This window comes from Streptomyces sp. 3214.6, from assembly GCF_900129855.1.
Lineage (GTDB): Bacteria > Actinomycetota > Actinomycetes > Streptomycetales > Streptomycetaceae > Streptomyces > Streptomyces soliscabiei.
This window is the reverse complement of sequence record NZ_LT670819.1, coordinates 3,929,868-3,952,308: the sequence shown is the minus strand read 5'-3', so window position 1 is coordinate 3,952,308 and position 22,441 is coordinate 3,929,868. Positions and strand designations below refer to the sequence as shown.

The window sequence follows — 22,441 nt, the reverse complement described above, 5'->3', positions numbered from 1 at the left end:
CGCGACGACGGATCCACCTGGTCGCCACCTCAGACAGTTAACCCCGTGAGATCTCCGAAGGGGGAGGTCGGATCGTGACGACCACCAGCTCCAAGGTTGCCATCAAGCCGCTCGAGGACCGCATCGTGGTCCAGCCGCTCGACGCCGAGCAGACCACCGCCTCTGGCCTGGTCATCCCGGACACCGCGAAGGAGAAGCCCCAGGAGGGCGCTGTCCTCGCCGTGGGTCCGGGCCGCTTCGAGAACGGCGAGCGCCTGCCGCTCGACGTCAAGGTTGGCGACGTCGTCCTGTACAGCAAGTACGGCGGCACCGAGGTGAAGTACAACGGCGAGGAGTACCTCGTCCTCTCGGCTCGCGACGTGCTCGCGATCATCGAGAAGTAATTCACCCAGTTTTGCAGTGAACTGCGCCCCTGGCCCCCGCGACTTTGTGAAGCCGGGCGCTGGGGGCGCAGTTCGTTCCCCACGTTTTCCGAGAGGGCTGAACCGCTCCCATGGCGAAGATCCTGAAGTTCGACGAGGACGCCCGTCGCGCCCTCGAGCGCGGCGTCAACAAGCTTGCCGACACGGTCAAGGTGACGATCGGCCCCAAGGGCCGCAACGTCGTCATCGACAAGAAGTTCGGCGCCCCCACCATCACCAACGACGGTGTCACGATCGCCCGTGAGGTCGAGCTCGACGACCCGTACGAGAACCTCGGCGCGCAGCTGGTGAAGGAGGTGGCGACCAAGACCAACGACATCGCGGGCGACGGCACCACCACCGCCACCGTGCTGGCCCAGGCGCTCGTCCGCGAGGGCCTGAAGAACGTCGCTGCCGGCGCTTCCCCGGCCGCCCTGAAGAAGGGCATCGACGCCGCCGTCAAGGCGATCTCCGAGGACCTGCTGGCCACCGCCCGGCCGATCGACGAGAAGTCCGACATCGCCGCCGTCGCCGCCCTGTCCGCCCAGGACACGCAGGTCGGCGAGCTCATCGCCGAGGCGATGGACAAGGTCGGCAAGGACGGCGTCATCACCGTCGAGGAGTCCAACACCTTCGGTCTGGAGCTGGACTTCACCGAGGGCATGGCCTTCGACAAGGGCTACCTGTCGCCGTACTTCGTGACGGACCAGGAGCGCATGGAAGCCGTCCTGGAGGACCCCTACATCCTCATCAACCAGGGCAAGATCTCCTCCATCGCCGACCTGCTGCCGCTCCTGGAGAAGGTCATCCAGACCAACTCCTCCAAGCCGCTGCTGATCATCGCCGAGGACCTGGAGGGCGAGGCGCTCTCCACCCTCGTCGTCAACAAGATCCGCGGCACGTTCAACGCGGTCGCCGTGAAGGCCCCCGGCTTCGGTGACCGTCGTAAGGCGATGCTGCAGGACATGGCCGTCCTCACCGGCGCCACCGTCATCTCCGAGGAGGTCGGCCTCAAGCTCGACCAGGTCGGCATCGACGTGCTCGGCTCCGCCCGCCGCGTCACCGTCACCAAGGACGACACCACCCTCGTCGACGGCGCCGGCAACTCCGAGGACGTCGTGGGCCGCATCGCCCAGATCAAGGCCGAGATCGAGAACACCGACTCCGACTGGGACCGCGAGAAGCTCCAGGAGCGCCTCGCGAAGCTGGCCGGCGGCGTGTGCGTGATCAAGGTCGGCGCCGCCACCGAGGTGGAGCTGAAGGAGAAGAAGCACCGCCTGGAGGACGCCATCTCCGCGACCCGCGCCGCGGTCGAGGAGGGCATCGTCTCCGGTGGCGGTTCCGCGCTCGTCCACGCCGCCAAGGTGCTGGAGGGCGGCCTCGGCAAGTCCGGCGACGAGGCGACCGGTGTCGCCGTCGTCCGCCGCGCCGTCGTCGAGCCGCTGCGCTGGATCGCCGAGAACGCCGGCCTGGAGGGCTACGTCATCACCTCCAAGGTCGCCGAGCTCGACAAGGGCCAGGGCTTCAACGCCGCCACCGGCGAGTACGGCGACCTGGTCAAGGCCGGCGTCATCGACCCGGTCAAGGTCACCCGCTCCGCCCTGGAGAACGCCGCCTCCATCGCCTCCCTCCTGCTGACGACCGAGACCCTGGTCGTCGAGAAGAAGGAAGAGGAAGAGCCGGCCGCCGCGGGCCACGGCCACGGCCACTCCCACTGAGGCAAGCAGCACCGAGCAGCACGAAGAAGCCCCCGTTCCGGTCACGGAACGGGGGCTTCCCCCTTCGCGGGCGGTCTCTTCGCGGGCGCCCCCCTGACCTACGGCTCGGCTTTCACGTCTCCAGCGCGTCCAGCGCCCCCAGCTGCCCCATCAGCCCGAGCCGGTCGTACTGCCACCAGCCCTCGACGAGCTTTCCGTCCTCCCGGCACCGGAAGACGGTCGTCCCGGTCATCGTGACCTGCTTCCCCGTCGCCGGGAGCCCCATGAAGTCGCCCTTGTGGGTCCCGCGCCAGGTCCAACGGTTGCACACCCGGTCGCCCTGTCCGATCTGGTCTTCGATGGAGAAGGCGAAGTCGAAGCCGCCCCGCCACATCTCGACCTCCCGCCGCATCGCGTCCATGCCCATGGTGTCCTGCTCGTTGGCGGGATCGTGGTCGTGGTACTCCTCGGCGATCAGCCCGTCCAGCGGCGGCAGTTCACCCCGCGCGGCCACGGCCTCGAAGAACCGCCGCGCGGTCTCCGCGTACAACTGCTCGTCCCGTACGACCTCGAGATCCGTGAACGTCGGCATCTCGTCACACAGGGCCACCAGCTCCTGGAACACCTTGCCGGTCTCCGGAAGGTTCGAGTTCCGCATCGCCTCCTCGTACGACGGGAACTCCACGATCTCGATGAAGTGCGACGCGTCGGAACGGTCCTTGCCGACCACCGCGTGCGTCGCGGTTCGCTTCCCCTTGGTCTGTTCGACCCATGTGTCCATCAGCCGGTCCATCTCGTCGAACCGGCTGGTCCTGCAGTCGATGAGCTGTACGAACGTCATGGCGCAGCCTCCGGCCCCCCTGGGTCCGGTCCCCGTCACGCCCATCTTCCCACCGGAGCGCCGACGCCACCTGCCCGCAGGGCGGTCCCAGCCGAGCCCGGTCACCGAGGCCCGTACTTGCGTCCCGTCTTCGAGCTGATCCCGCCCAGCAGCGACCGGGGCGTCACCTTCACCAGCCCCATCAGCGCCTTGTAGCGCGGGTCGGGGATCGACAGCGACTTCCCGCGCGCCAGATCGTCCAGCGCCGCCGCGACCAGCTTGTCCGCGTCCAACCACATCCAGCCCGGGATGTTGTCCGTGCCCATCCCGGCCCGCTCGTGGAACTCCGTGCGCACGAACCCCGGGCACAGCGCCATCAGCCGCACCCCGCTGCCCGCCAGATCCTTCGCCGCGCCCTGCGTGAACTGCACGACCCACGCCTTGGACGCCCCGTACGTCCCGCGCGGCACGAACGCCGCCACCGAGGCCACGTTGACCACGCCCCCGCGGCCGCGCTCCCGCATCGTCGTCGCCGCCGCGGACGTCAGCCGCAGCACCGCCTCGCAGTGCACCTTGAGCATCTTCAGCTCGTCGGCCATGGACACGTCGAGATAGCGGCCCTTGTTGCCGAAGCCCGCGTTGTTGATCAGCAGGTCGACGGGGTTCTTGCGGTCGCCGAGCCGGGCGGTCACCGTCTCGATGCCCTCGTCCGTCGCCAGATCGGCCGTCAGCACCTCCGCCTCGATGCCGTGCCGATCGTGCAACTCGGTCGCCTGCTCGCGCAGCCGCTTGGTGTCCCGTGCCACGAGGACGAGATCATGCCCGTCCGCCGCGAGTCTGCGCGCGAACGCGGCGCCGATGCCCGCGGTCGAACCCGTAATGAGAGCCGTTGTCATGGCAGAAGCGTAATGACCCGGAGTGCCTCCGTCCGTTCTCTGCACGCGGCCTCCCGAACGTGAAGGCCCGGTGAGCGCCCGGCCTGTGACCTGGGCTCAGCCCCCGTGCTCCGTCGAGTACTTCCGGGCCGCGGCCAGCGACTCGGGATGCAGCGCCTCGCCCGCCGCGAGCAGCCGGGGCAGCAGCTCCCGGTGCGTGGTGACGGCCCGGAACTGCAGCGCCACCGTCACGTCGTGGTCCGGCCGGTGCACGATCTCCACGGGGTCCCCGGCACGGATCTCACCCGGCGCGATCACCCGCAGATACGCCCCCGGCGCGCCGCGCTCGGTGAACCGCTTCACCCACCGCTGCTCGCCCAGGTGTCCCTGAAAGGTCATACAGGGGATGCGCCCGCAGGCGATCTCCAGTACGACGCCGGATCCGATGCGCCAGCGCTCCCCGATCAGCGCACCGGACACGTCGAGGCCCGCCGTCGTGAGGTTCTCGCCGAACGCCCCGTCGGCCAGGGGGCGGCCCAGCGCGCGTTCCCACTCGTCGAGGTCCTCGCGCGCCATCGCGTACACGGCCTGGTCGTCGCCGCCGTGGTGTTGTCTCTTGCACACCGCGTCCCCGGCCAGCCCGCTCCCGCCGATGCCCTTGGGGCCGGGTGCGGCCACCCGCACCGGCCCCTCCACCGGCCGTTTGTCGATCCCGGTCACGCCCTCCGGGTTGTCCGTGTACGGCACAGCCTTCGCACGGCCCAGGTTGACTGACAGAAGTCTCATGCCGCCACGCTAAGCGACCGGATGTCATAGCGTCGACCGATTATTCGCCACAGTGTCCAAGGTTCGCTTATGCTCGACGTCATGATCGAGGCCCGTCATCTCCGTGTCCTGCGCGCCGTGGCCGCCACCGGCTCGTTCTCCGCGGCCGGGCGCGAGCTGGGCTGCACCCAGCCGGCCGTCAGCCAGCAGATGAAGGCCCTGGAGGCGTCCGTCGGCACTCCCCTGCTGGTCCGCAGCGGCCGCGAGATGCGCCTGACCCAGGCGGGCGAGGCGCTCGTGCGGCATGCGGCAGGCATCCTCTCCGGACTGACCGCCGCCGAGGAGGAGGTCGCCGCCATCGCGGGCCTGCGGGCCGGCCGGGTCCGCCTGGTCTCCTTCCCCAGCGGCAGCTCCACCCTCGTCCCGACCGCCCTCGCCGCCCTGCGCGCGGCCCACCCCGGCACCCGCGTCTCCCTGGAGGAGGCCGAGCCCCCGAGGTCGGTCGAACTGCTGCGCGAGGGCGACTGCGACATCGCCCTCGCCTTCCGCTACGAACGCGCCACACGCAACGGCGGCGGCGATGAGGCAGGGAAGGCCGGGAAACCCGCGGAAGCCGGCGAAGGCGAGTGGGACGACCTGGTCGTACGGCCGCTGCTGACGGACCGGCTGGTCGCTCTAGTCCCCGAAGGTCACCGCCTCGCCCGCACCGGCTCCCAGGGGTCCGTCGCCATCGGCGACCTCGCGGCCGAGTCGTGGATCGCCGGCTGCCCGCGCTGTCGCGGCCAGCTCGTCCAGGTGTGCGAGAACGCGGGCTTCACGCCCCGTATCGACTTCGCGACCGACGACTACCCGGCGGTGGTCGGCCTGGTGGGCGCCGGCCTCGGCGTCGCCGTCCTGCCCCAGCTCGCGATCGACTCCGTACGGCCCCGAGGCGCCCGCGCGGTGACGCTGGAACCGCCGGTGCGGCGGGAGATCGTCGCGCTCACCCTGCCCGACCTGGCCCAGGTGCCGGCTGTGACGGCAACGCTGGAGCAGCTGGGGCGGGCCGCGGCGCGCCAGTAGGACGGCGCCCCAGAACGAAGCGGAGGGCACGCGCGCGTGCCCTCCGCTCTGAAGAAACGTTCCTTCATGTGTTCGACGAGGCGTCTCTCGCACCGGAGGACGCCGATACCAGGCGGTTGCGCGCCCGCCCCATGAGCTCCTCGCGCTCGTCCTCGGTCAACCCGCCCCACACGCCGTACGGCTCGCGTACCGCCAGCGCGTGCGCCGCGCACTGCGCACGGACCGGGCACCTCATGCAGACCTCCTTGGCCGAGTTCTCTCGAGCGCTCCGAGCCGCCCCGCGCTCACCCTCCGGATGGAAGAAGAGCGAACTGTCCACCCCGCGGCAGGCAGCCAGCAGCTGCCAGTCCCACAGGTCAGCGTTCGGTCCGGGAAGGCGGGAGAAATCTGCCATTGCGTGACCCCTTGTAGCCGTTCTGAGCGGATACGGTGCCCACGACCGTACAACTACGATCTAAGGAGATGAAAATATGACTCATTGCGAATCTAGCCTCAGACACCAGTAAAAGGGAAGAAATAGGGCTGAATGGGGCATGGGTTGTGATGAAAGCTTGAGGGTCCGTGTGGCTGTCTCCTCTGTGTCCGCGCCCTCACGTAGAGTGCCGAAGAATGCACGCAGCCCCGTAACTCTTTCGAGTGACCGTCGTTGAGAGTGCGGTGGCGGTTGAAAACACAAACGCTCGGGCAGGCGTCCGAGACGGTCGACCGCACAGGTGACGATTCGTACCAGCCTGGAGGCACAAGGTGACGCGCATCAGCTGCGGAGGGCGGCCATGACTTCCGTCCTCGTCTGCGACGACTCCCCGCTTGCCCGAGAGGCGCTCCGCCGCGCGGTCGCGACCGTGCCCGGCGTCGAGCGCGTGACGACGGCGGCCAACGGCGAGGAAGTCCTCCGCCGCTGGGGTGCCGACCGCTCGGACCTGATTCTGATGGACGTACGCATGCCCGGACTGGGCGGCGTCGAGACCGTACGGCGGCTGCTGTCCGCCGACCCCGGCGCACGCATCATCATGCTGACCGTCGCCGAGGACCTCGACGGCGTCGCCCTCGCGGTCGCCGCCGGCGCCCGCGGCTACCTGCACAAGGACGCCTCGCGTGCGGAACTGCGCGCGACCGTCACCCAGGCCCTCGCCGACCCGACATGGCGACTCGCCCCGCGCCGGCTGCGCTCGGCCGAGATGGGCGCGGCGCCCACGCTCACCGCGCGTGAGATCCAGGTCCTCGAAGGCATGAGCCACGGCCGCTCCAACGCGGAGATCGGTCGCGAGCTGTTCCTCTCCGAGGACACCGTCAAGACGCACGCCCGGCGGCTGTTCAAGAAACTCGGCGCCTCGGACCGCGCGCACGCCGTGGCGCTCGGCTTCCGCTGGGGACTGGTCCGTTAGCGACTGCCCGGACTGCCCGGACTGCCCGGACTGCCCGGACTGCCCGGCCCCGTGGCCCGGACCGGTCCGCAAGGGGACAGGTCCTGGGCCGTCCGGCCATCGGACCGGTTCGGAGCGCATCCGGATCGCATCCGGATCGCATCCGGATCGCATACGGAGCGCATCGATCGCATACGGATCGGGCCGGTTCAGGGTGACATCGGTCATTCAGTGAGGGGAGCGGGCTCATGGGGGAACCTCCCTGCTCAGAAGCGGTCCGGAGGCCGGGTGACACCCCCTCCCGCCGCACGGCGGGCGGGACCGGCACCCCGTCCCGCCGGGTGCCCGCTGCTCGTTTCGCCGCGGATGCCGCATCCTTGAGGTGTGGAGTTCCTCGGGGACGAGTCGGTCGAGCGGAAGGGGAGGGCGCAGGGGATGAGTTCCGGCGCACCTGCTCATAACGCTTCGGTGCACAACGACGGGCACGGTGCCACGGCCGGTCCAGCCGCAGTGCACCATGGACCGATGCGCGATGACGAGGCGGTCACTGCCGTGGGGACGATCGGATCGCTCGTCCATCGCGCCGTGGACGGCGATGAGCAGGCCACCCACGACCTGCTGGCCCACGTCCACCCGCTGGCCCTGCGTTACTGCCGCACCCGGCTGTCCCGGCTGCCCGGCGACGCACGGCACTTCGTGGAGGACCTCGCCCAGGAGGTCTGCGTGGCCGTCCTCCTCGCCCTGCCCCGCTACCGGGACACCGGCAGGCCCTTCGAAGCCTTCGTCTTCGCCATCGCCGCGCACAAGGTCGCCGACCTCCAGCGCGCCGCGATGAGGCACCCGGGCTCGACGGCGGTCCCGTCCGACGAGATGCCCGAACGCCCGGACGACTCGCTCGGCCCCGAGGAGCGCGCCCTCCTCAGCAGCGATGCCGAATGGGCCAAGAAACTGCTGGCCAACCTGCCCGAGAACCAGCGGGAACTGCTTCTGCTGCGCATCGCGGTGGGCCTCACCGCGGAGGAGACCGGCCAGATGTTGGGAATGTCACCCGGTGCGGTCCGCGTGGCCCAGCACCGGGCGCTGAGCAGGCTGCGGGCGCTCGCCGAGCAGTAGCCGTCCTGGTAGCGGATCCCGCCGCAGATCCCGGTAACAGTGCCTTCGGTGAACAGGCGGCCCACTGTTTCCGTACGAACATACGAAGCCCGGAGTCACACTCGACCGTGGAATTCGGGAGGTGCGCTTCCCGTTAGCATGGACATCCGCACCGATCAAGGCCATTTGGGGAAGGTGTCATGACTGCCAACGTCGACGGAGTGCCCGGAAAATTCGCGACCCTCGGGCTCACCTACGACGACGTGCTGCTGCTGCCGGGCGCATCCGAGGTGCTCCCCAACGCGGTCGACACCTCGTCCCGCATCTCCCGGAACGTCCGTGTCAACATCCCGCTGCTGTCGGCGGCGATGGACAAGGTCACCGAGTCCCGCATGGCGATCGCGATGGCCCGCCAGGGCGGCGTCGGCGTGCTGCACCGCAACCTCTCCATCGAGGACCAGGTCAACCAGGTCGACCTGGTGAAGCGCTCCGAGTCCGGCATGGTCACCGACCCGATCACCGTGCACCCGGACGCCACGCTCGCCGAGGCCGACGCGCTGTGTGCGAAGTTCCGCATCAGCGGCGTCCCGGTCACCGACGGCGACAAGAAGCTCCTCGGCATCGTCACCAACCGCGACATGGCCTTCGAGTCCGACCGCACCCGTCAGGTGCGCGAGGTCATGACGCCGATGCCGCTGGTCACCGGGCACGTCGGCATCTCCGGCACGGACGCCATGGAGTTGCTGCGCCGCCACAAGATCGAGAAGCTTCCCCTGGTCGACGAGGCGGGCGTCCTCAAGGGCCTCATCACCGTCAAGGACTTCGTCAAGGCCGAGCAGTACCCCCGGGCGGCGAAGGACGGCGAGGGCCGCCTCCTCGTCGGCGCCGCCGTCGGCGCCAGCCCCGAGGCGCTGGAGCGCGCCCAGGCCCTCGCCGAGGCCGGCGTGGACTTCCTGGTCGTCGACACCTCGCACGGCCACAACAGCAACGCCCTCAGCTGGATGTCGAAGATCAAGTCGAGCGTCCGCGTCGACGTGATCGGCGGCAACGTCGCCACCCGCGACGGCGCCCAGGCCCTGATCGACGCCGGCGTCGACGGCATCAAGGTCGGCGTCGGTCCCGGCTCGATCTGCACCACCCGCGTGGTCGCCGGCATCGGCGTCCCGCAGGTCACCGCCATCTACGAGGCCTCTCTCGCCGCCCGTCCGGCGGGCATCCCGCTGATCGGCGACGGCGGCCTGCAGTACTCCGGCGACATCGGCAAGGCGCTCGCCGCCGGCGCCGACACGGTGATGCTGGGCTCGCTGCTCGCGGGCTGCGAGGAGTCGCCGGGCGAGCTGCAGTTCATCAACGGCAAGCAGTTCAAGTCGTACCGCGGCATGGGCTCGCTGGGCGCCATGCAGTCCCGCGGCCAGGCCAAGTCGTACTCCAAGGACCGCTACTTCCAGGCCGAGGTCGCCGCCGACGACAAGCTCGTGCCCGAGGGCATCGAGGGCCAGGTGCCCTACCGCGGCCCGCTCGGCAACGTGCTGCACCAGCTCGTCGGCGGTCTGCGCCAGACCATGGGCTACGTGGGCGCCGCCACCATCGAGGAGATGGAGTCCAAGGGCCGCTTCGTGCGGATCACCTCCGCGGGCCTCAAGGAGAGCCACCCGCACGACATCCAGATGACGGTCGAGGCGCCGAACTACAGCAGCAAGTAGTCGTCACGCGCGCGCGTGCGGCCCTAGTGACCTGAGTCGGAGATTCGTCGGCAGTAGGCGGCTGCTTTGTCGAGGATCTCGTCGGCGGTCTTCGTCCAGATGAACGGCCGGGGGTGTTCGTTCCAGTCGGCGAGCCAGGCGCGGATGTCTCGTTCGAGGGCCTGGACGGAGCGGTGGTCGCCTCGCCTGAGCTTCTTCTGCGTGAGCTCGGCGAACCACCGCTCCACCAGGTTCAGCCAGGACGAGTTCGTCGGTGTGATCTTCCGAGGGACGCCGGGTCGGGGCTCGTCGGACAGGCCGTCCAGGCCCCGTTCGAGGAAACGACGCCGCCAGGTGCGGACCGTGTCCGCACAGACCCGCAGCCGGCGTGACACCTCCAAGATCGAGTGCCCGTCGGCGCACTCCAGCACACCAGGGCGGTCCCGGAGCATCCGGGGCCGCCCTTGTCGTGCCCGTCGGCGATACTGGAAGACGCTGAACGCATCAGGGAAAGGCCACACACGTGACTGAGATCGAGATCGGGCGCGGCAAGCGCGGCCGCCGGGCGTACGCCTTCGACGACATCGCCGTCGTCCCCAGCCGCCGTACGCGGGACCCGAAGGAGGTCTCGATCGCCTGGCAGATCGACGCCTACCGTTTCGAGCTGCCCTTCCTGGCCGCCCCCATGGACTCGGTCGTCTCTCCGACCACCGCGATCCGCATCGGCGAGCTGGGCGGCCTCGGCGTGCTCAACCTCGAGGGCCTGTGGACGCGGCACGAGGACCCGCAGCCGCTGCTCGACGAGATCGTGGGCCTGCCCGTCGAGGCGGCCACCCGCCGCCTCCAGGAGATCTACGCCGCCCCCATCAAGGAAGACCTGATCGGCCGGCGCATCAAGGAGGTGCGCGACTCCGGTGTGGTCACCGCCGCCGCGCTCTCCCCGCAGCGCACGGCCCAGTTCTCCAAGGCCGTCGTCGACGCGGGCGTGGACATCTTCGTCATCCGCGGTACGACGGTGTCGGCCGAGCACGTCTCCGGCTCGCACGAGCCGCTGAACCTGAAGCAGTTCATCTACGAGCTCGACGTCCCGGTGATCGTCGGCGGCTGCGCCACCTACACGGCGGCCCTGCACCTGATGCGGACGGGCGCGGCGGGCGTCCTGGTCGGCTTCGGCGGCGGCGCGGCGCACACCACGCGCAACGTGCTGGGCATCCAGGTCCCGATGGCGACGGCCGTCGCCGACGTGGCCGCGGCCCGCCGCGACTACATGGACGAGTCGGGCGGCCGGTATGTGCACGTGATCGCGGACGGCGGCGTCGGCTGGTCCGGCGACCTGCCCAAGGCGATCGCCTGCGGCGCCGACTCGGTGATGATGGGCTCCCCGCTCGCGCGCGCGACCGACGCGCCGGGCCGTGGCCACCACTGGGGCATGGAGGCCGTCAACGAGGAGCTGCCGCGCGGCAAGAAGGTCGACCTCGGCACGGTCGGCACCATCGAGGAGGTTCTGACGGGCCCCTCGCACACGCCCGACGGCTCGATGAACTTCTTCGGCGCCCTGCGCCGCGCCATGGCCACCACCGGCTACAGCGAGCTCAAGGAGTTCCAGCGGGTCGAGGTCACGGTGGCGGACTCGGTGCACCGCCGGTAGCCCCCGGACTGGCCGAGAGGGGCCGGTCATCTCACTCGGTGAGGTGACCGGCCCCTCTCGCGTGCCCGTCGGCGTCCCCGGCTGGCCGGGGCGCGTGGCGTGGGGTGGGGGCGCCCATGGGACGCCACCGCAAGCCCACCCGCTGGGACCGACTCCGTCTTCGGATGGTGCAGTGTCGGATGGTGCAGTGCCGGAGGAGGCGGATCTTGGCTCCACCCGTTTCGTACGTTACCGGCGGGCCGGGTCGTTCGCCACCAACCCCGGGGTCCGGGCCGGCCGCGTGCGCCCCCTTCACAACCGGTGCGCCGCCCCCGTAGGCGTGGCCCCCCGCGTGTCCAGCAACAGCTGGGCCTTCACCGAGAGGCCCTGGAGGTCGTACGTGCGGTGCTGTTGGAGGAGGATCGTCAGATCGGCTTCGGCGGCGGCCTCGTAGAGGGAGTCGGCGCGGGGGACGGGGCGGTCCAGGACGCTCCAGGACGGGATGTGCGGGTCGTGGTAGCTGACGGCCGCGCCCAGCTCCATCAGGCGGATCGCGATCTCGCGCGCGGGTGTGCCCTGCTGGTCGGCGAGGTCGGGCTTGTAGGTGACGCCGAGGAGCAGCACGCGCGCGCCCCGCGCCGACTTGCCGTACTCGTTGAGGAGGGCGGCGGCGCGCTGGACGACGTAGCGGGGCATGCGGCTGTTGACCTGTTGGGCGAGTTCCACCATGCGCAGGGGGCTGCCGGGGTGGCCGGTGCGGTCCAGGGGGACGGAGTGGCCGCCGACGCCGGGTCCGGGGCGGAAGGACTCGAAGCCGAACGGCTTGGTCTCCGCGCAGCGGACGACGTCCCACAGGTCGACGCCCAAGTCGTGGCAGAGGACGGCCATCTCGTTGACGAGGGCGATGTTGACGTGCCGGAAGTTGGTCTCCAGGAGCTGCACGGTCTCGGCTTCCCGCAGGCCACGCGCGCGTACCACCTTGTCGGTGAGGCGGCTGTAGAAGGTCGCCGCGGACTCGGTGCAGGCGGGGGTGAGTCCGCCGATGACCTTGGGGGTGTTGGCCGGGGTGAAGGCGCGACTGCCCGGGTCGACCCGGCTGGGGGAGTAGGCGAGGTGGAAATCGCGGCCCGCGCGGAGACCGGACATCTCCTCCAGCAGCGGTCGCAGGAATTCCTCCGTCGCCCCGGGGTACACGGGCGACTCCAGGATCACGGTGGTGTGCGGGCGCAGGTGCCCGGCGAGGGTGCGGGCGGCCGCCTCCACCTGGCTCAGGTCCAGTGCGCCGCCCGCGTCGCGCGAGGTCGGGGCGCAGATGACGGCGGTGCGCACGCGGCCCAGTTCCGCGGGGTTGGTGGCCGGCCGGAAGCCCCCCGAGAGCATCCGGCGCAGTTCGGCGGGGCTGAGGGAGCCGACCTCGGGGCCGGTGCGGTAGCCGACGGTGGGGACGCCGGCGGCCACGGCGGCCTGGGCCAGGGGCAGGCCGAGCGGGCCGAGTCCGATGACGGCGAGATCTGCGGGCATGGCGTATGCCGTCCTTCCCAATAACCGAGGTGGGACAGGTGCGCAAGCCCGGTGGACAGGGTGGACGAGCGCAATGTCAGACTAGGAGTAAATATGACCGTTATGCGGGATTGATCGGCTGTGTTGATCTGCCGTGTTGACCCGCTGTGCGCGGCCGTGTGCGGTCGGCCCGTTTCCCGGGAGGTCCGCTCCGGTTCCGCGAGAGTTGTCCACAGGCTGGGGGCGAGTGGTGGCTGAAGTCGGGCAACACCGTCAGAATTTGGGCATGGGGGTTATGGACCGGGCTTCGCCCTGACGGGTGCGGCCGGCGCGACCGACAGCGGGAGGCAGCGGTGAGGACAGCGACACTGGGGCCGGCGCAGCGAGCCGAGTCACTGGCGGCCATGGCCGAGCGCGAGCTGGACGTGCTGGTGGTGGGAGCGGGCGTGGTCGGCGCGGGCACCGCCCTGGACGCCGTGACGCGCGGCCTGTCCACGGGACTGGTCGAGGCGCGCGACTGGGCGTCGGGCACGTCGAGCAGGTCCAGCAAGCTGATCCACGGCGGCCTGCGCTACCTGGAGATGCTCGACTTCGCCCTCGTGCGGGAAGCGCTCAAGGAACGCGGGCTGCTGCTGGAGCGGCTCGCTCCGCACCTCGTGAAGCCGGTGCCCTTCCTGTATCCGCTTCAGCACAAGGGCTGGGAGCGGCTGTACGCCGGTTCGGGCGTCGCGCTCTACGACGCGATGTCCATGGCCCGCGGGCACGGCCGGGGCCTGCCGACGCACCGCCACCTGACCCGCCGTCATGCTCTGCGTGTCGCGCCCGCCTTGAAGAAGGACGCCTTGATCGGCGCGTTGCAGTACTACGACGCCCAGATGGACGACGCCCGCTTCGTCGCCACGCTGGTGCGCACCGCGGCGGCCTACGGGGCGAAGGCGGCCAACCGCGCGCGGGTGACGGGCTTTCTGCGCGAGGGCGAACGGGTCGTGGGCGCGCGCGTCCAGGACGTCGAGGCGGGCGGGGAGTACGAGGTCCGCGCCCGGCAGATCGTCAACGCCACGGGCGTGTGGACCGACGACACGCAGGCCATGGTGGGGGAGCGGGGCCAGTTCCACGTCCGCGCCTCCAAGGGCATCCACCTCGTCGTGCCGCGGGACCGCATCAGCTCCTCCACCGGCCTGATCCTGCGCACCGAGAAGTCCGTGCTGTTCGTCATCCCCTGGGGCCGGCACTGGATCATCGGCACCACCGACACCGACTGGGACCTCGACAAGGCCCACCCGGCCGCGTCCAGCGCCGACATCGACTACCTCCTCGAGCATGTGAACTCGGTGCTCGCGGTGCCGCTGACCAGGGACGACGTCGAGGGCGTGTACGCGGGGCTACGGCCGCTGCTGGCCGGCGAGTCCGACGCCACCAGCAAGCTGTCGCGGGAGCACACCGTCGCGCATCCGGTACCGGGGCTGGTGGTCGTGGCGGGCGGCAAGTACACGACGTACCGGGTGATGGCGAAGGACGCGACCGACGAGGCGGTGCACGGGCTCGACCAGCGGGTCGCCGACTGCGTCACGGAGGACGTGCCGCTGCTGGGCGCAGAGGGCTACCGGGCGCTGTGGAACGCGCGGGCGCGGACCGCCGCGCGGACGGGCCTGCACGTGGTGCGGGTGGAGCACCTGCTGAACCGTTACGGTTCGCTGGCGGAGGAGGTGCTGGATCTCATCGCGGCCGACCCCTCGCTCGGCGAGCCGCTCCAGGCCGCCGACGACTATCTGCGCGCCGAGATCGTCTACGCCGCCTCCCACGAGGGAGCACGCCATCTGGACGACGTGCTGACGCGCCGTACGCGCATCTCCATCGAGACGTTCGACCGTGGCACGCGCAGCGCCCGGGAGGCCGCCGAACTGATGGCGCCGGTCCTCGGCTGGGACAAGGACCACATCGAACGCGAGGTCCAGCACTACGAGAAGCGGGTGGAGGCCGAGCGGGAGTCGCAACGTCAGCCCGACGACCTGACGGCGGACGCGGCCCGCCTGGGCGCACCGGACATCGTGCCCTTCTGATCTGCTCCGGCCAGCCCCGACTCCCACCTGCCTCTGCCGACTTGGGCCTGCGTGCGGCCGGTTCACTCGAACGAGCGTAGGGAACCGGGATCTCTGTTCGGAACCGGCTCGTTCTACGGGGTACGAGGGCAGAACTCGGCCTTCTGGCCGGAATGGTCCACTTCTGGGGGGCGGGCGGGATGCGATGAGGGGCACCCTGGGCGTCGGGCACTTGTCGGGTGAGGGACAATGGAGGCTCTGTCAGGGCGGGTTGCATGAGGGGACGCATGTCGGAGGCGGAGCGGGCGGGGTCATCCCGTCAGGACAAGAGCGCGCGTCTCCTCGCCGGGCGGTACCGGCTTGGAGACGTACTCGGCCGCGGCGGCATGGGGACGGTGTGGCGTGCCGAGGACGAGACCCTCGGGCGCACGGTCGCCGTCAAGGAGCTGCGGTTCCCGGGAAACATCGACGAGGACGAGAAGCGGCGGCTGATCACGCGGACGCTGCGCGAGGCCAAGGCCATCGCGCGGATCCGCAACAACAGCGCGGTGACGGTCTTCGACGTGGTTGAGGAGGACGACCGGCCGTGGATCGTGATGGAGCTCGTCGAGGGCAAGTCGCTCGCCGAGGTCATCCGCGAGGACGGCGTGCTGGAGCCGAAGCGCGCGGCCGAGGTCGGGCTGGCGATCCTCGACGTGCTGCGGTCGGCGCACCGCGAAGGCATCCTGCACCGTGACGTGAAGCCGTCCAACGTGCTGATCGCCGAGGACGGCCGGGTCGTGCTCACCGACTTCGGCATCGCCCAGGTCGAGGGCGACCCGTCGATCACCTCCACCGGCATGCTCGTCGGCGCACCCTCCTACATCTCCCCGGAGCGGGCCCGCGGGCACAAGCCGGGACCGGCGGCCGACCTGTGGTCGCTCGGCGGTCTGCTGTACGCGGCGGTCGAAGGCGCGCCCCCTTACGACAAGGGCTCCGCGATCGCGACGCTCACCGCGGTGATGACCGAGCAGTTGGAGGAGCCGAAGAACGCGGGCCCGCTGAAGGACGTCATCTACGGGCTGCTCACCAAGGATCCCGCGCGGCGGCTCGACGACGCCGGGGCGCGGGCGATGTTCAACGCGGTGCTTCACGCACCCGAGCCTCGGCACGCGGAGCCGGCCGACGCGACGAAGGTCGTGCCGCTGCCGGCACAGCCGGACGCCCCAGGAGGAAAGGGGAGTTCGTCGGGCGCTGAGGCGGGCGAGAAGCTGCGCGGGGCGTTCAGGTCCGTGCGGAAGGCCGCCGTCGCGGCGGGCGCGGCCACCTCGGCGGCCGCGTCCCGTGCCAAGTCGGCGAACGGGCCGGGTGCTTCCGGTTCCATGAGTGCGGGCGAGGCGCCCAACGGCGGGGCGGCACGGGGTACCGGGGCCGCACGGTCTGCAGCTGCCCCGCCCGCCGCCACGCCTGCCTCACCGGCGTCCCAGGCCAGGACGGCATCGGCCCCGGCGTCGGCGTCCAGGCCGGCGGCCGGAGCGGCATCGGCTTCGCCGTCGTCGTCCCCGTCGGTTCCTGCGGCGCGTTCCGGCTCCCCTTCCGGCTCGGCATCCGCTTCCGCTTCTGCTTCCGCTTCCGCTTCGGCTTCCGGTTCGCGGGGGAACGGGGAAGCGGGCGGGCGGAGTTCGGGCTGGCCCGTGATGACGCCGCCGGACCTGCCGTCTCGGCCCGTGCCCAGGGCCCCGCTGACCGACGTGGTGCCGAAGCGGACGCTCGTGATCATCGCCGTGGTCGTGGTGCTCGCGGTGCTCGGCACCGTGCTGGCTCTCACGCTCGGCGGTGACGACGACACCGCGGGCGGCTCGAAGAGCGGCGGCGGTTCCCGGCCGGTGGCCGGCGGCAGCGCGAGCGCCGGCACCAAGGAGGACGAGGGCAGCGGGACGCGTACGGACGGGTCGTCGGCGCCGTCCGGCTCCTCGTCCGGTGCCACGCCCAGCAACACCGCCACGGACGGCGGCGCCGGGTCCGGCGTCAACGCCACCGAGACCAGCAAGGCGGCGACGACGTACCAGGGCGGTCAGGGCTACTCGATCGGGCTGCCCACAGGGTGGAAGTACAAGTCCTCGGACGCAACGGGGGACCGTTTCACCGGGCCCGACGGACAGACGCTGCTCGTCGCCTGGACGACCACGCCCAAGGACGACCCCGTCGCCGACTGGAAGAACCAGGAGCGCTCCATGGAGCGTTCTCAGTACAAGAAGATCCGAATAGATAAGGTGAACTACCGGGGCTGGAACACGGCCGACTGGGAGTTCACCTACACGAAGGGCGGGACGGCGTACCGCACGATCGACCGCGGGTTCGTCGTGAGCGCCAGCCAGGGGTACGCGCTGATGTACGCGGCGAAGTCCGCCGCCTGGGGCACCGACCTGCGGGCGACCACCTGGACGATGCTGACGGACACCTTCACGCCGAAGAAGTAGCGGCCGTCGGCGACCGTGTTGGGGGCGCGAGATCTCGCATCCCCTCTCTGCGGGTTGCCTCCGGCACGTATCGTGAGTGCTTGCGGACCGTACGCATCCAGCAACACGGCCGGATAAGGCTGTAACGGCACGCAAGGCGAACGGAATTGACCGACCGGCCGGCCGGGGGAGGCAACGTGGACGACTATGCGGGTCGGGTACTCGTCGACCGCTACCGCCTGCCGCTGCCGCCCTCCGAAGAGTACGAACTCACCGAGACCCGGGCCTTCGACACCTACAGCGGGCAGGAAGTCCTGGTCCGCCAGGTGCCGTTGCCGGAGGTCGTCGAGGCGGAGGTGCTCGACGCGGAGGGGCTGCCCGACGGGTTCACGGCCCGCGAGCGCGGCGCACGGCGGCCGGGGGCACGGGGTGTGGGCGCGAGGGCGGGCGCCGGAGTGGGTGCGGGCGCCGGGACGAGACGGCCCGCCGACCCCGTCGTACGGCGGGCGATGGAGGCGGCGCAGGCTGCGGCGAGCATTCCCGACCATCCGCGGCTGGACCAGGTCTTCGACGTTTTCGCCGAGGGCGGTTCGCTGTGGATAGTGAGTGAACTGGTCGCCGCCCGGCCGCTGGCGGCACTGCTCGCCGAGCAGCCGCTGACGCCGTACCGGGCGGCCGAGGTCGCCTCCGACGTGCTCACGGCGCTGCGGGTGCTGCACGCACATGGCTGGGTGCACCGGAACATCACCGCGCGCACGGTCCTCGTCTGCGACGACGGGCGGGTCATGCTGACCGGCCTCGCGGTCGGCGCGGCCGAAGAGGCGCTGTGCGGGTACGACCCGGTGCCGGCGGACGAGGATGCCTCCGGCGGTAGCGCCGGTAACGGCGGGAGCGGCGGGGCAGGTGGAGGCAGCGGGCCTCGTGCGGTGCCGCTTCAGCCCGGTGGTGGTACCAGTGGTGCCGGTGGTTCCAGTGATCCCGGTGCATCCAGAGGCGTTGGTGGGCCCGGCGTGCTCGGTGGTGCTGCTGGGGCAGGTGGAGCAGGTGGTGTCAGGGGGGCTGCCCTTGGGCCTGCTGGTGCAGGTGGTGTCGGTGGGGCTGCTGTTGGGCCCGCTGGGGCTGGTGGGCGTGTTGGACCCGCTGGTACAGGGGGTGTCGGTGGGGTCACTGGTGGATCCGCTGGGGCTGGTGGGCGTTCTGGGGCTGGTGGGTTTGGGGGGGCTGGGGTTGGTGGTGCTGTTGGGGGCGGCGGGTTTGGGCCCGGGGTGGGCTCGGGGGCTGAGGCGGTGGATCCTGAGGCTGCTCGGCGGGCTGCCATAGAGGCGCGGGCGACCGGTGTGCTGCCCGTGCCGGCAGGCGAGGCGTCCGGTGGGGGTGGGGCGGTGGCCCGCAGGGCGCCCTCGGACACCGGCGGAGACATCCGTGCCGCGCGGGCCGGGGCCATCGCCGCGTACCGAGCGGGCGCGCGGGCGGCGGCCCGGGTGCAGGAGGCCCAGGAGGCGCAGCAGAACGGGCGGGCGGCCCTGCCCGGCGCCCGGACCTCGGCGGACAGCGTCCCCGGGGGCGTGGACGGCGGGCCTCCCGGGCAGATCGCCGACCCCTACGGTGTCCGGGGCGCCCCCGTACCCGGCGCGTCGCCGTACGCTCCGCTCCCGCCCGCTTCCCACCCGCCCGTGCAGGAACCGTCGGGCGAGGCGCCGGCCGGGGCCCGTTGGAACGAGCTCGCGGCCGAGGCGCCCGGGAGCGTTCCCCGGAGCGGACCGGCCACCGCGCTGGCCGCCGAGCGGGCACGGCAGGCGCGGATGGCCGTCGTCGGGCCGGTCACCGAGCGGTGGGCGCCCGAGCAGGCCGGACCCGTGCACGAGAACTGGCAGCTGGCCGCGCCGATCGGTCCCGCGACCGACCTGTGGGCGCTCGGCGCGCTGCTCTTCCGGGCCGTACAGGGGCATGCGCCGTACCCGGAGGAGTCGACGGCAGAGCTGGTGCAGCTGGTGTGCGCCGAGCCGCCCGCCTTCGCCGAGGAGTGCGGACCGCTCAGGCCGGTCGTGGAGTCGCTGCTGCGCCAGGACCCCACCGAGCGCCTCGACTTCGAGGAGCTGCGGGGCTGGCTGCGCTCGCTGGTCCGTTCCGCGCCGGAGCCGGAGGCGGGCACGTACGTCGTCGCCGCGCCGCCCGCCGATCCGCGTCGGCTGCCGATCGTCCGCCGCAAGGGCGAGCTGGTGCGCAGACGGCGCGCCGGACTGCCCGCGACGCACGGGCGGCACAAGCGGGGCCGCCAGGACGCGGACCGCTCGCCGCGCAGTCTGGGCCGCACGCTGCTGGTGCTGATCCTGCTGGTGCTGGTCGCGGCGATCGCCTACGCCGTGCTGTTCATGCCCAAGGCCGGTGAGGACGGCGCGGCCGGTACCGGCGGTTCCCAGCGGACCGGGTCCACGGGGACATCGGCGGGCCAGGCGCCCGACGCGAGCAGCGAGCCCCGGCCCGACCAGACCTCGCCGGGTGCGGGGGCCTCCGCGTCCTCGGAAGCCACCCGCACGCAGACCGGCGGCACCGGCAGCACGGGCGGCGCCGGCGCGAACGTCGCCGACGGGTTCACCGTCCGTAAGGACGACGCCGGCTTCCAGGTGGCCGTGGCCAACGGCTGGGACCGTACGCCGAAGAACGGACGCGGGCAGGTCGTCTACACGCACGGCGACTTCGAGCTGATCGTCGTACCGGGACGCGACAGCGCCTCGTCGAACGGCAGCGACCCGATGGTCTACCAGCGGGAGAAGGAGAGCGAGCTCCAGCCGTACCGCGACTCCAGCTGGGCGACGGCCTCCGGGCTGCGTACGACGACGGTGGGCGCGCGGACCATGGCCGAGGGGCAGTTCACCTGGACCGACGGTGGCGGGCGCGCGCTCTACGTGCGCAACCTCGCCGTTCTCATCTCAGGGCGGTACCACATCGTGCAGGTCAGAGGCCCCGAGGCGGAACGCGACGAGGTCACGCGGCTGTATGAGCAGGCGTCGGCCACTTACCAGTACACCGGCTGACTTACCAGTACACCGGCTGAGGGACGCCCGGTTCGCCCCGGTTCCCGCATGGCCGTGGAAGCGACAACCGTCACAGTGGTGTCTCCTTGGGACCCCGCTGGTTCCACGAATGCGGCCCGGTCTTTACGCTGAGCCTGTCAAGAGCATTGCGGGGCAACGTGAATCAGATGCAGGGCCTGCTCCTCGCGGGCCGCTACCGGCTCGCCGATTCCATCGGCAGCGGCGGCATGGGCCGGGTGTGGCGTGCCCACGACGAGCTGCTGCACCGGGCCGTCGCCATCAAGGAGCTGACGGCCGCGCTCTACGTCTCGGAGGGCGACCGAGGCGTCCTGCTGGCGCGGACCAGGGCGGAGGCGCGCGCGGCGGCGCGGATCAACCACTCCGCCGTGGTCACCGTGCACGACGTGCTCGAACACGACGGCCGGCCGTGGATCGTGATGGAGCTGGTCGAGGGCCGCTCGCTGGCCGACGCCGTCAAGGAGGACGGGCGCGTCGAGCCCGCCGAGGCGGCCCGGATCGGCCTGTGGGTGCTGCGTGCCCTGCGTGCCGCGCACTCCGCGGGCGTCCTGCACCGTGACGTCAAGCCCGGCAACGTTCTCCTCGGGCACGACGGCCGTGTCCTGCTCACCGACTTCGGCATCGCGCAGATCGAGGGCGACACGACCATCACGCGCACCGGCGAGGTCGTCGGCTCGGTCGACTACCTCGCCCCCGAGCGGGTGCGCGGCCACGATCCCGGTCCGTCCTCCGATCTGTGGGCGCTGGGTGCGACGCTGTACACGGCGGTGGAGGGGCGGTCGCCGTTCCGGCGCACCTCGCCGCTGACCACGCTGCAGGCCGTCGTCGAGGAGGAGGCCGCCGACCCGCAGTACGCCGGCCCGCTCGGCCCCGTCATCACCGCCCTGCTGCGCAAGGACCCGGCCACCCGCCCCGACACCACCGAAGCCGAGCACCTTCTCGCCGAGGCGGCCGAGGGACGGCGCCCGAACGGGGCACAGGCGTACGTGCCGACGCAGTTCGGCGGCCCCGACCGGGCCACGGGGGGTCACCCCACCTCGCACTCCATGTCCAGCCCGACGTCCGGCACGGGCGGTACTTCCGGCACGGGCGGTATCCCTGGCACGGGCGGTACTTCCGGCACGGGCGGTATCCCTGGCACAGGTGGTATCCCCGGCGCAGGTGGCACCTCTGGTGCGGGTGGTATCTCCGGTACCGCTGGTACGGCGTACGTTCCCGTGCCGCCGGAGGCTTCGACGCCGGTTCCCGGCTACAGCCCGACGGCCGTGGGCCCGACGCACATCGGCCCGGACTCGTCCACGTCGGCCACCCAGCCGCCCCGGCGCCGGCTGCGCACGCTCGCGCTCGTGATCGTCGTCGCCGCGCTGGTCGGCGGGGGTACGGCGGTGGCGCTGCAGGAGTGGGACACGGGACAGCCGGAGGCCAGCGGTTCGGCGGGGCAGGCGTCGTCGTCCGCATCGCCGAGCCCGACGGGCATCGGCGCCCCGGGCGCCGTGCCCGACTCCTGGAAGCCGGTCGAGGACCCGCTCGGCTTCGGGCTCTCGCTGCCCGACGGCTGGAAGCGGACGGTGTACCAGGACGACGGCGACCTCCAGCAGATCGACTACACGCCCGACGGCGGCAAGCACTTCGTGCGCATCGCCCTCGACAAGTCCCCCGACTTCAGCGACCCGTACGCGCACCAGATCGACCTGGAACAGCAGCTCAAGCGGCTTGTCGACTACAACCGGGTCACCCTGGAGAAGAACGTCTACCGCGACCGCGACGGCTCCGAGTGGGAGTACACCTGGACCGCGCAGGCCAAGGACACGGAGTTCCCCGGGCCGCGCCGCGCGATCGAGGAGACGTACGTCGCCCGCAACGGCACCGAGTACGCGATCTACATGTCCTCGCCCGCGGCGGACTGGGACACGACGGCCAAGCAGTTCAGGTCCGTGCTGCAGAGCTGGCGCGAACCCGCCTCATAGCTCGCCGCAGTTGGCCGGACGGCGCCCCGGAGGCATGGCGTCCGGTGGGGCATGATGGG

17 protein-coding genes are annotated in these 22,441 nt (G+C 71.3%); 11 read left to right on the top strand and 6 right to left on the bottom strand.

The features are described from left to right. The first annotated feature begins 74 nt into the window (after positions 1 to 74). Both groES and groL read left to right on the top strand, forming a co-directional pair. Positions 75 to 383, top strand: a complete 309-nt coding sequence (gene groES, locus B5557_RS17500) for a co-chaperone GroES (protein ID WP_020132158.1) — start codon at positions 75 to 77, stop codon at positions 381 to 383. Between the two features lie 110 nt (positions 384 to 493). Further along, entirely contained in the window at positions 494 to 2,119 is a 1,626-nt protein-coding gene (groL, locus tag B5557_RS17495) for a chaperonin GroEL (RefSeq protein WP_079660371.1), read from the top strand. 112 nt (positions 2,120 to 2,231) lie between these two features. Here groL and B5557_RS17490 read toward each other — a convergent pair whose 3' ends face one another. The 3 genes from B5557_RS17490 to B5557_RS17480 form a co-directional block, all read right to left on the bottom strand. Then, a complete protein-coding gene (locus B5557_RS17490) occupies positions 2,232 to 2,939 on the bottom strand; it encodes an ester cyclase (RefSeq protein WP_079660370.1) in 708 nt (235 codons plus the stop codon). A 101-nt stretch (positions 2,940 to 3,040) separates the two neighbouring features. Then, on the bottom strand, positions 3,041 to 3,814 hold the full coding sequence (locus B5557_RS17485) for an SDR family NAD(P)-dependent oxidoreductase (RefSeq protein WP_079660369.1): 774 nt from the start codon (positions 3,812 to 3,814) through the stop codon (positions 3,041 to 3,043). A 96-nt stretch (positions 3,815 to 3,910) separates the two neighbouring features. Then, positions 3,911 to 4,579, bottom strand: a complete 669-nt coding sequence (locus B5557_RS17480; RefSeq protein ID WP_079660368.1) for an MOSC domain-containing protein — start codon at positions 4,577 to 4,579, stop codon at positions 3,911 to 3,913. Positions 4,580 to 4,660: 81 nt separating this feature from the next. Here B5557_RS17480 and B5557_RS17475 point away from each other — a divergent pair, with 81 nt between their 5' ends. Next, positions 4,661 to 5,620, top strand: coding sequence for a LysR family transcriptional regulator (locus B5557_RS17475; protein WP_079664839.1), 960 nt, complete (start codon positions 4,661 to 4,663; stop codon positions 5,618 to 5,620). Between the two features lie 64 nt (positions 5,621 to 5,684). Here B5557_RS17475 and B5557_RS17470 read toward each other — a convergent pair whose 3' ends face one another. Further along, entirely contained in the window at positions 5,685 to 6,014 is a 330-nt protein-coding gene (locus B5557_RS17470) for a WhiB family transcriptional regulator (protein WP_020132152.1), read from the bottom strand. 379 nt (positions 6,015 to 6,393) lie between these two features. Between B5557_RS17470 and B5557_RS17465 the strand changes: the two genes are divergently transcribed. The 3 genes from B5557_RS17465 (at position 6,394) to guaB (ending at position 9,779) form a co-directional block, all read left to right on the top strand. Further along, entirely contained in the window at positions 6,394 to 7,005 is a 612-nt protein-coding gene (locus B5557_RS17465; protein ID WP_003948568.1) for a response regulator transcription factor, read from the top strand. 504 nt (positions 7,006 to 7,509) lie between these two features. Beyond that, positions 7,510 to 8,097: a sigma-70 family RNA polymerase sigma factor gene (locus tag B5557_RS17460; protein ID WP_079660367.1), complete on the top strand. Its 588-nt coding sequence runs from the start codon at positions 7,510 to 7,512 to the stop codon at positions 8,095 to 8,097. 179 nt (positions 8,098 to 8,276) lie between these two features. Next, on the top strand, positions 8,277 to 9,779 hold the full coding sequence (gene guaB, locus B5557_RS17455; protein ID WP_079660366.1) for an IMP dehydrogenase: 1,503 nt from the start codon (positions 8,277 to 8,279) through the stop codon (positions 9,777 to 9,779). 23 nt (positions 9,780 to 9,802) lie between these two features. Here guaB and B5557_RS17450 read toward each other — a convergent pair whose 3' ends face one another. Beyond that, entirely contained in the window at positions 9,803 to 10,210 is a 408-nt protein-coding gene (locus B5557_RS17450) for a helix-turn-helix domain-containing protein (RefSeq protein WP_180291540.1), read from the bottom strand. A 71-nt stretch (positions 10,211 to 10,281) separates the two neighbouring features. Here B5557_RS17450 and B5557_RS17445 point away from each other — a divergent pair, with 71 nt between their 5' ends. Next, positions 10,282 to 11,406, top strand: coding sequence for a GuaB3 family IMP dehydrogenase-related protein (locus tag B5557_RS17445; RefSeq protein ID WP_079660365.1), 1,125 nt, complete (start codon positions 10,282 to 10,284; stop codon positions 11,404 to 11,406). 291 nt (positions 11,407 to 11,697) lie between these two features. Here the strand turns inward: B5557_RS17445 and B5557_RS17440 are convergent, their stop codons facing one another. Then, positions 11,698 to 12,906 (bottom strand): nucleotide sugar dehydrogenase, encoded by a 1,209-nt coding sequence (locus tag B5557_RS17440; protein ID WP_079660364.1) that lies wholly within the window; start codon positions 12,904 to 12,906, stop codon positions 11,698 to 11,700. Between the two features lie 332 nt (positions 12,907 to 13,238). On the opposite strand from B5557_RS17440, the gene B5557_RS17435 reads away from it, so the two are divergent. The 4 genes from B5557_RS17435 to B5557_RS17420 all read left to right on the top strand — a co-directional run bounded on the left by B5557_RS17435 (position 13,239) and on the right by B5557_RS17420 (position 22,382). Then, positions 13,239 to 14,945, top strand: a complete 1,707-nt coding sequence (locus B5557_RS17435) for a glycerol-3-phosphate dehydrogenase/oxidase (protein WP_079660363.1) — start codon at positions 13,239 to 13,241, stop codon at positions 14,943 to 14,945. Positions 14,946 to 15,211: 266 nt separating this feature from the next. Further along, positions 15,212 to 17,383, top strand: a complete 2,172-nt coding sequence (locus B5557_RS17430; RefSeq protein ID WP_079660362.1) for a serine/threonine-protein kinase — start codon at positions 15,212 to 15,214, stop codon at positions 17,381 to 17,383. A 176-nt stretch (positions 17,384 to 17,559) separates the two neighbouring features. Continuing rightward, positions 17,560 to 20,397 carry a protein kinase gene (locus B5557_RS17425; protein WP_079660361.1) on the top strand — a complete coding sequence of 946 codons (2,838 nt, stop codon included), beginning with the start codon at positions 17,560 to 17,562 and terminating at the stop codon, positions 20,395 to 20,397. Between the two features lie 167 nt (positions 20,398 to 20,564). Further along, positions 20,565 to 22,382 carry a serine/threonine-protein kinase gene (locus B5557_RS17420; protein ID WP_079660360.1) on the top strand — a complete coding sequence of 606 codons (1,818 nt, stop codon included), beginning with the start codon at positions 20,565 to 20,567 and terminating at the stop codon, positions 22,380 to 22,382. Positions 22,383 to 22,441: the final 59 nt, after the last annotated feature.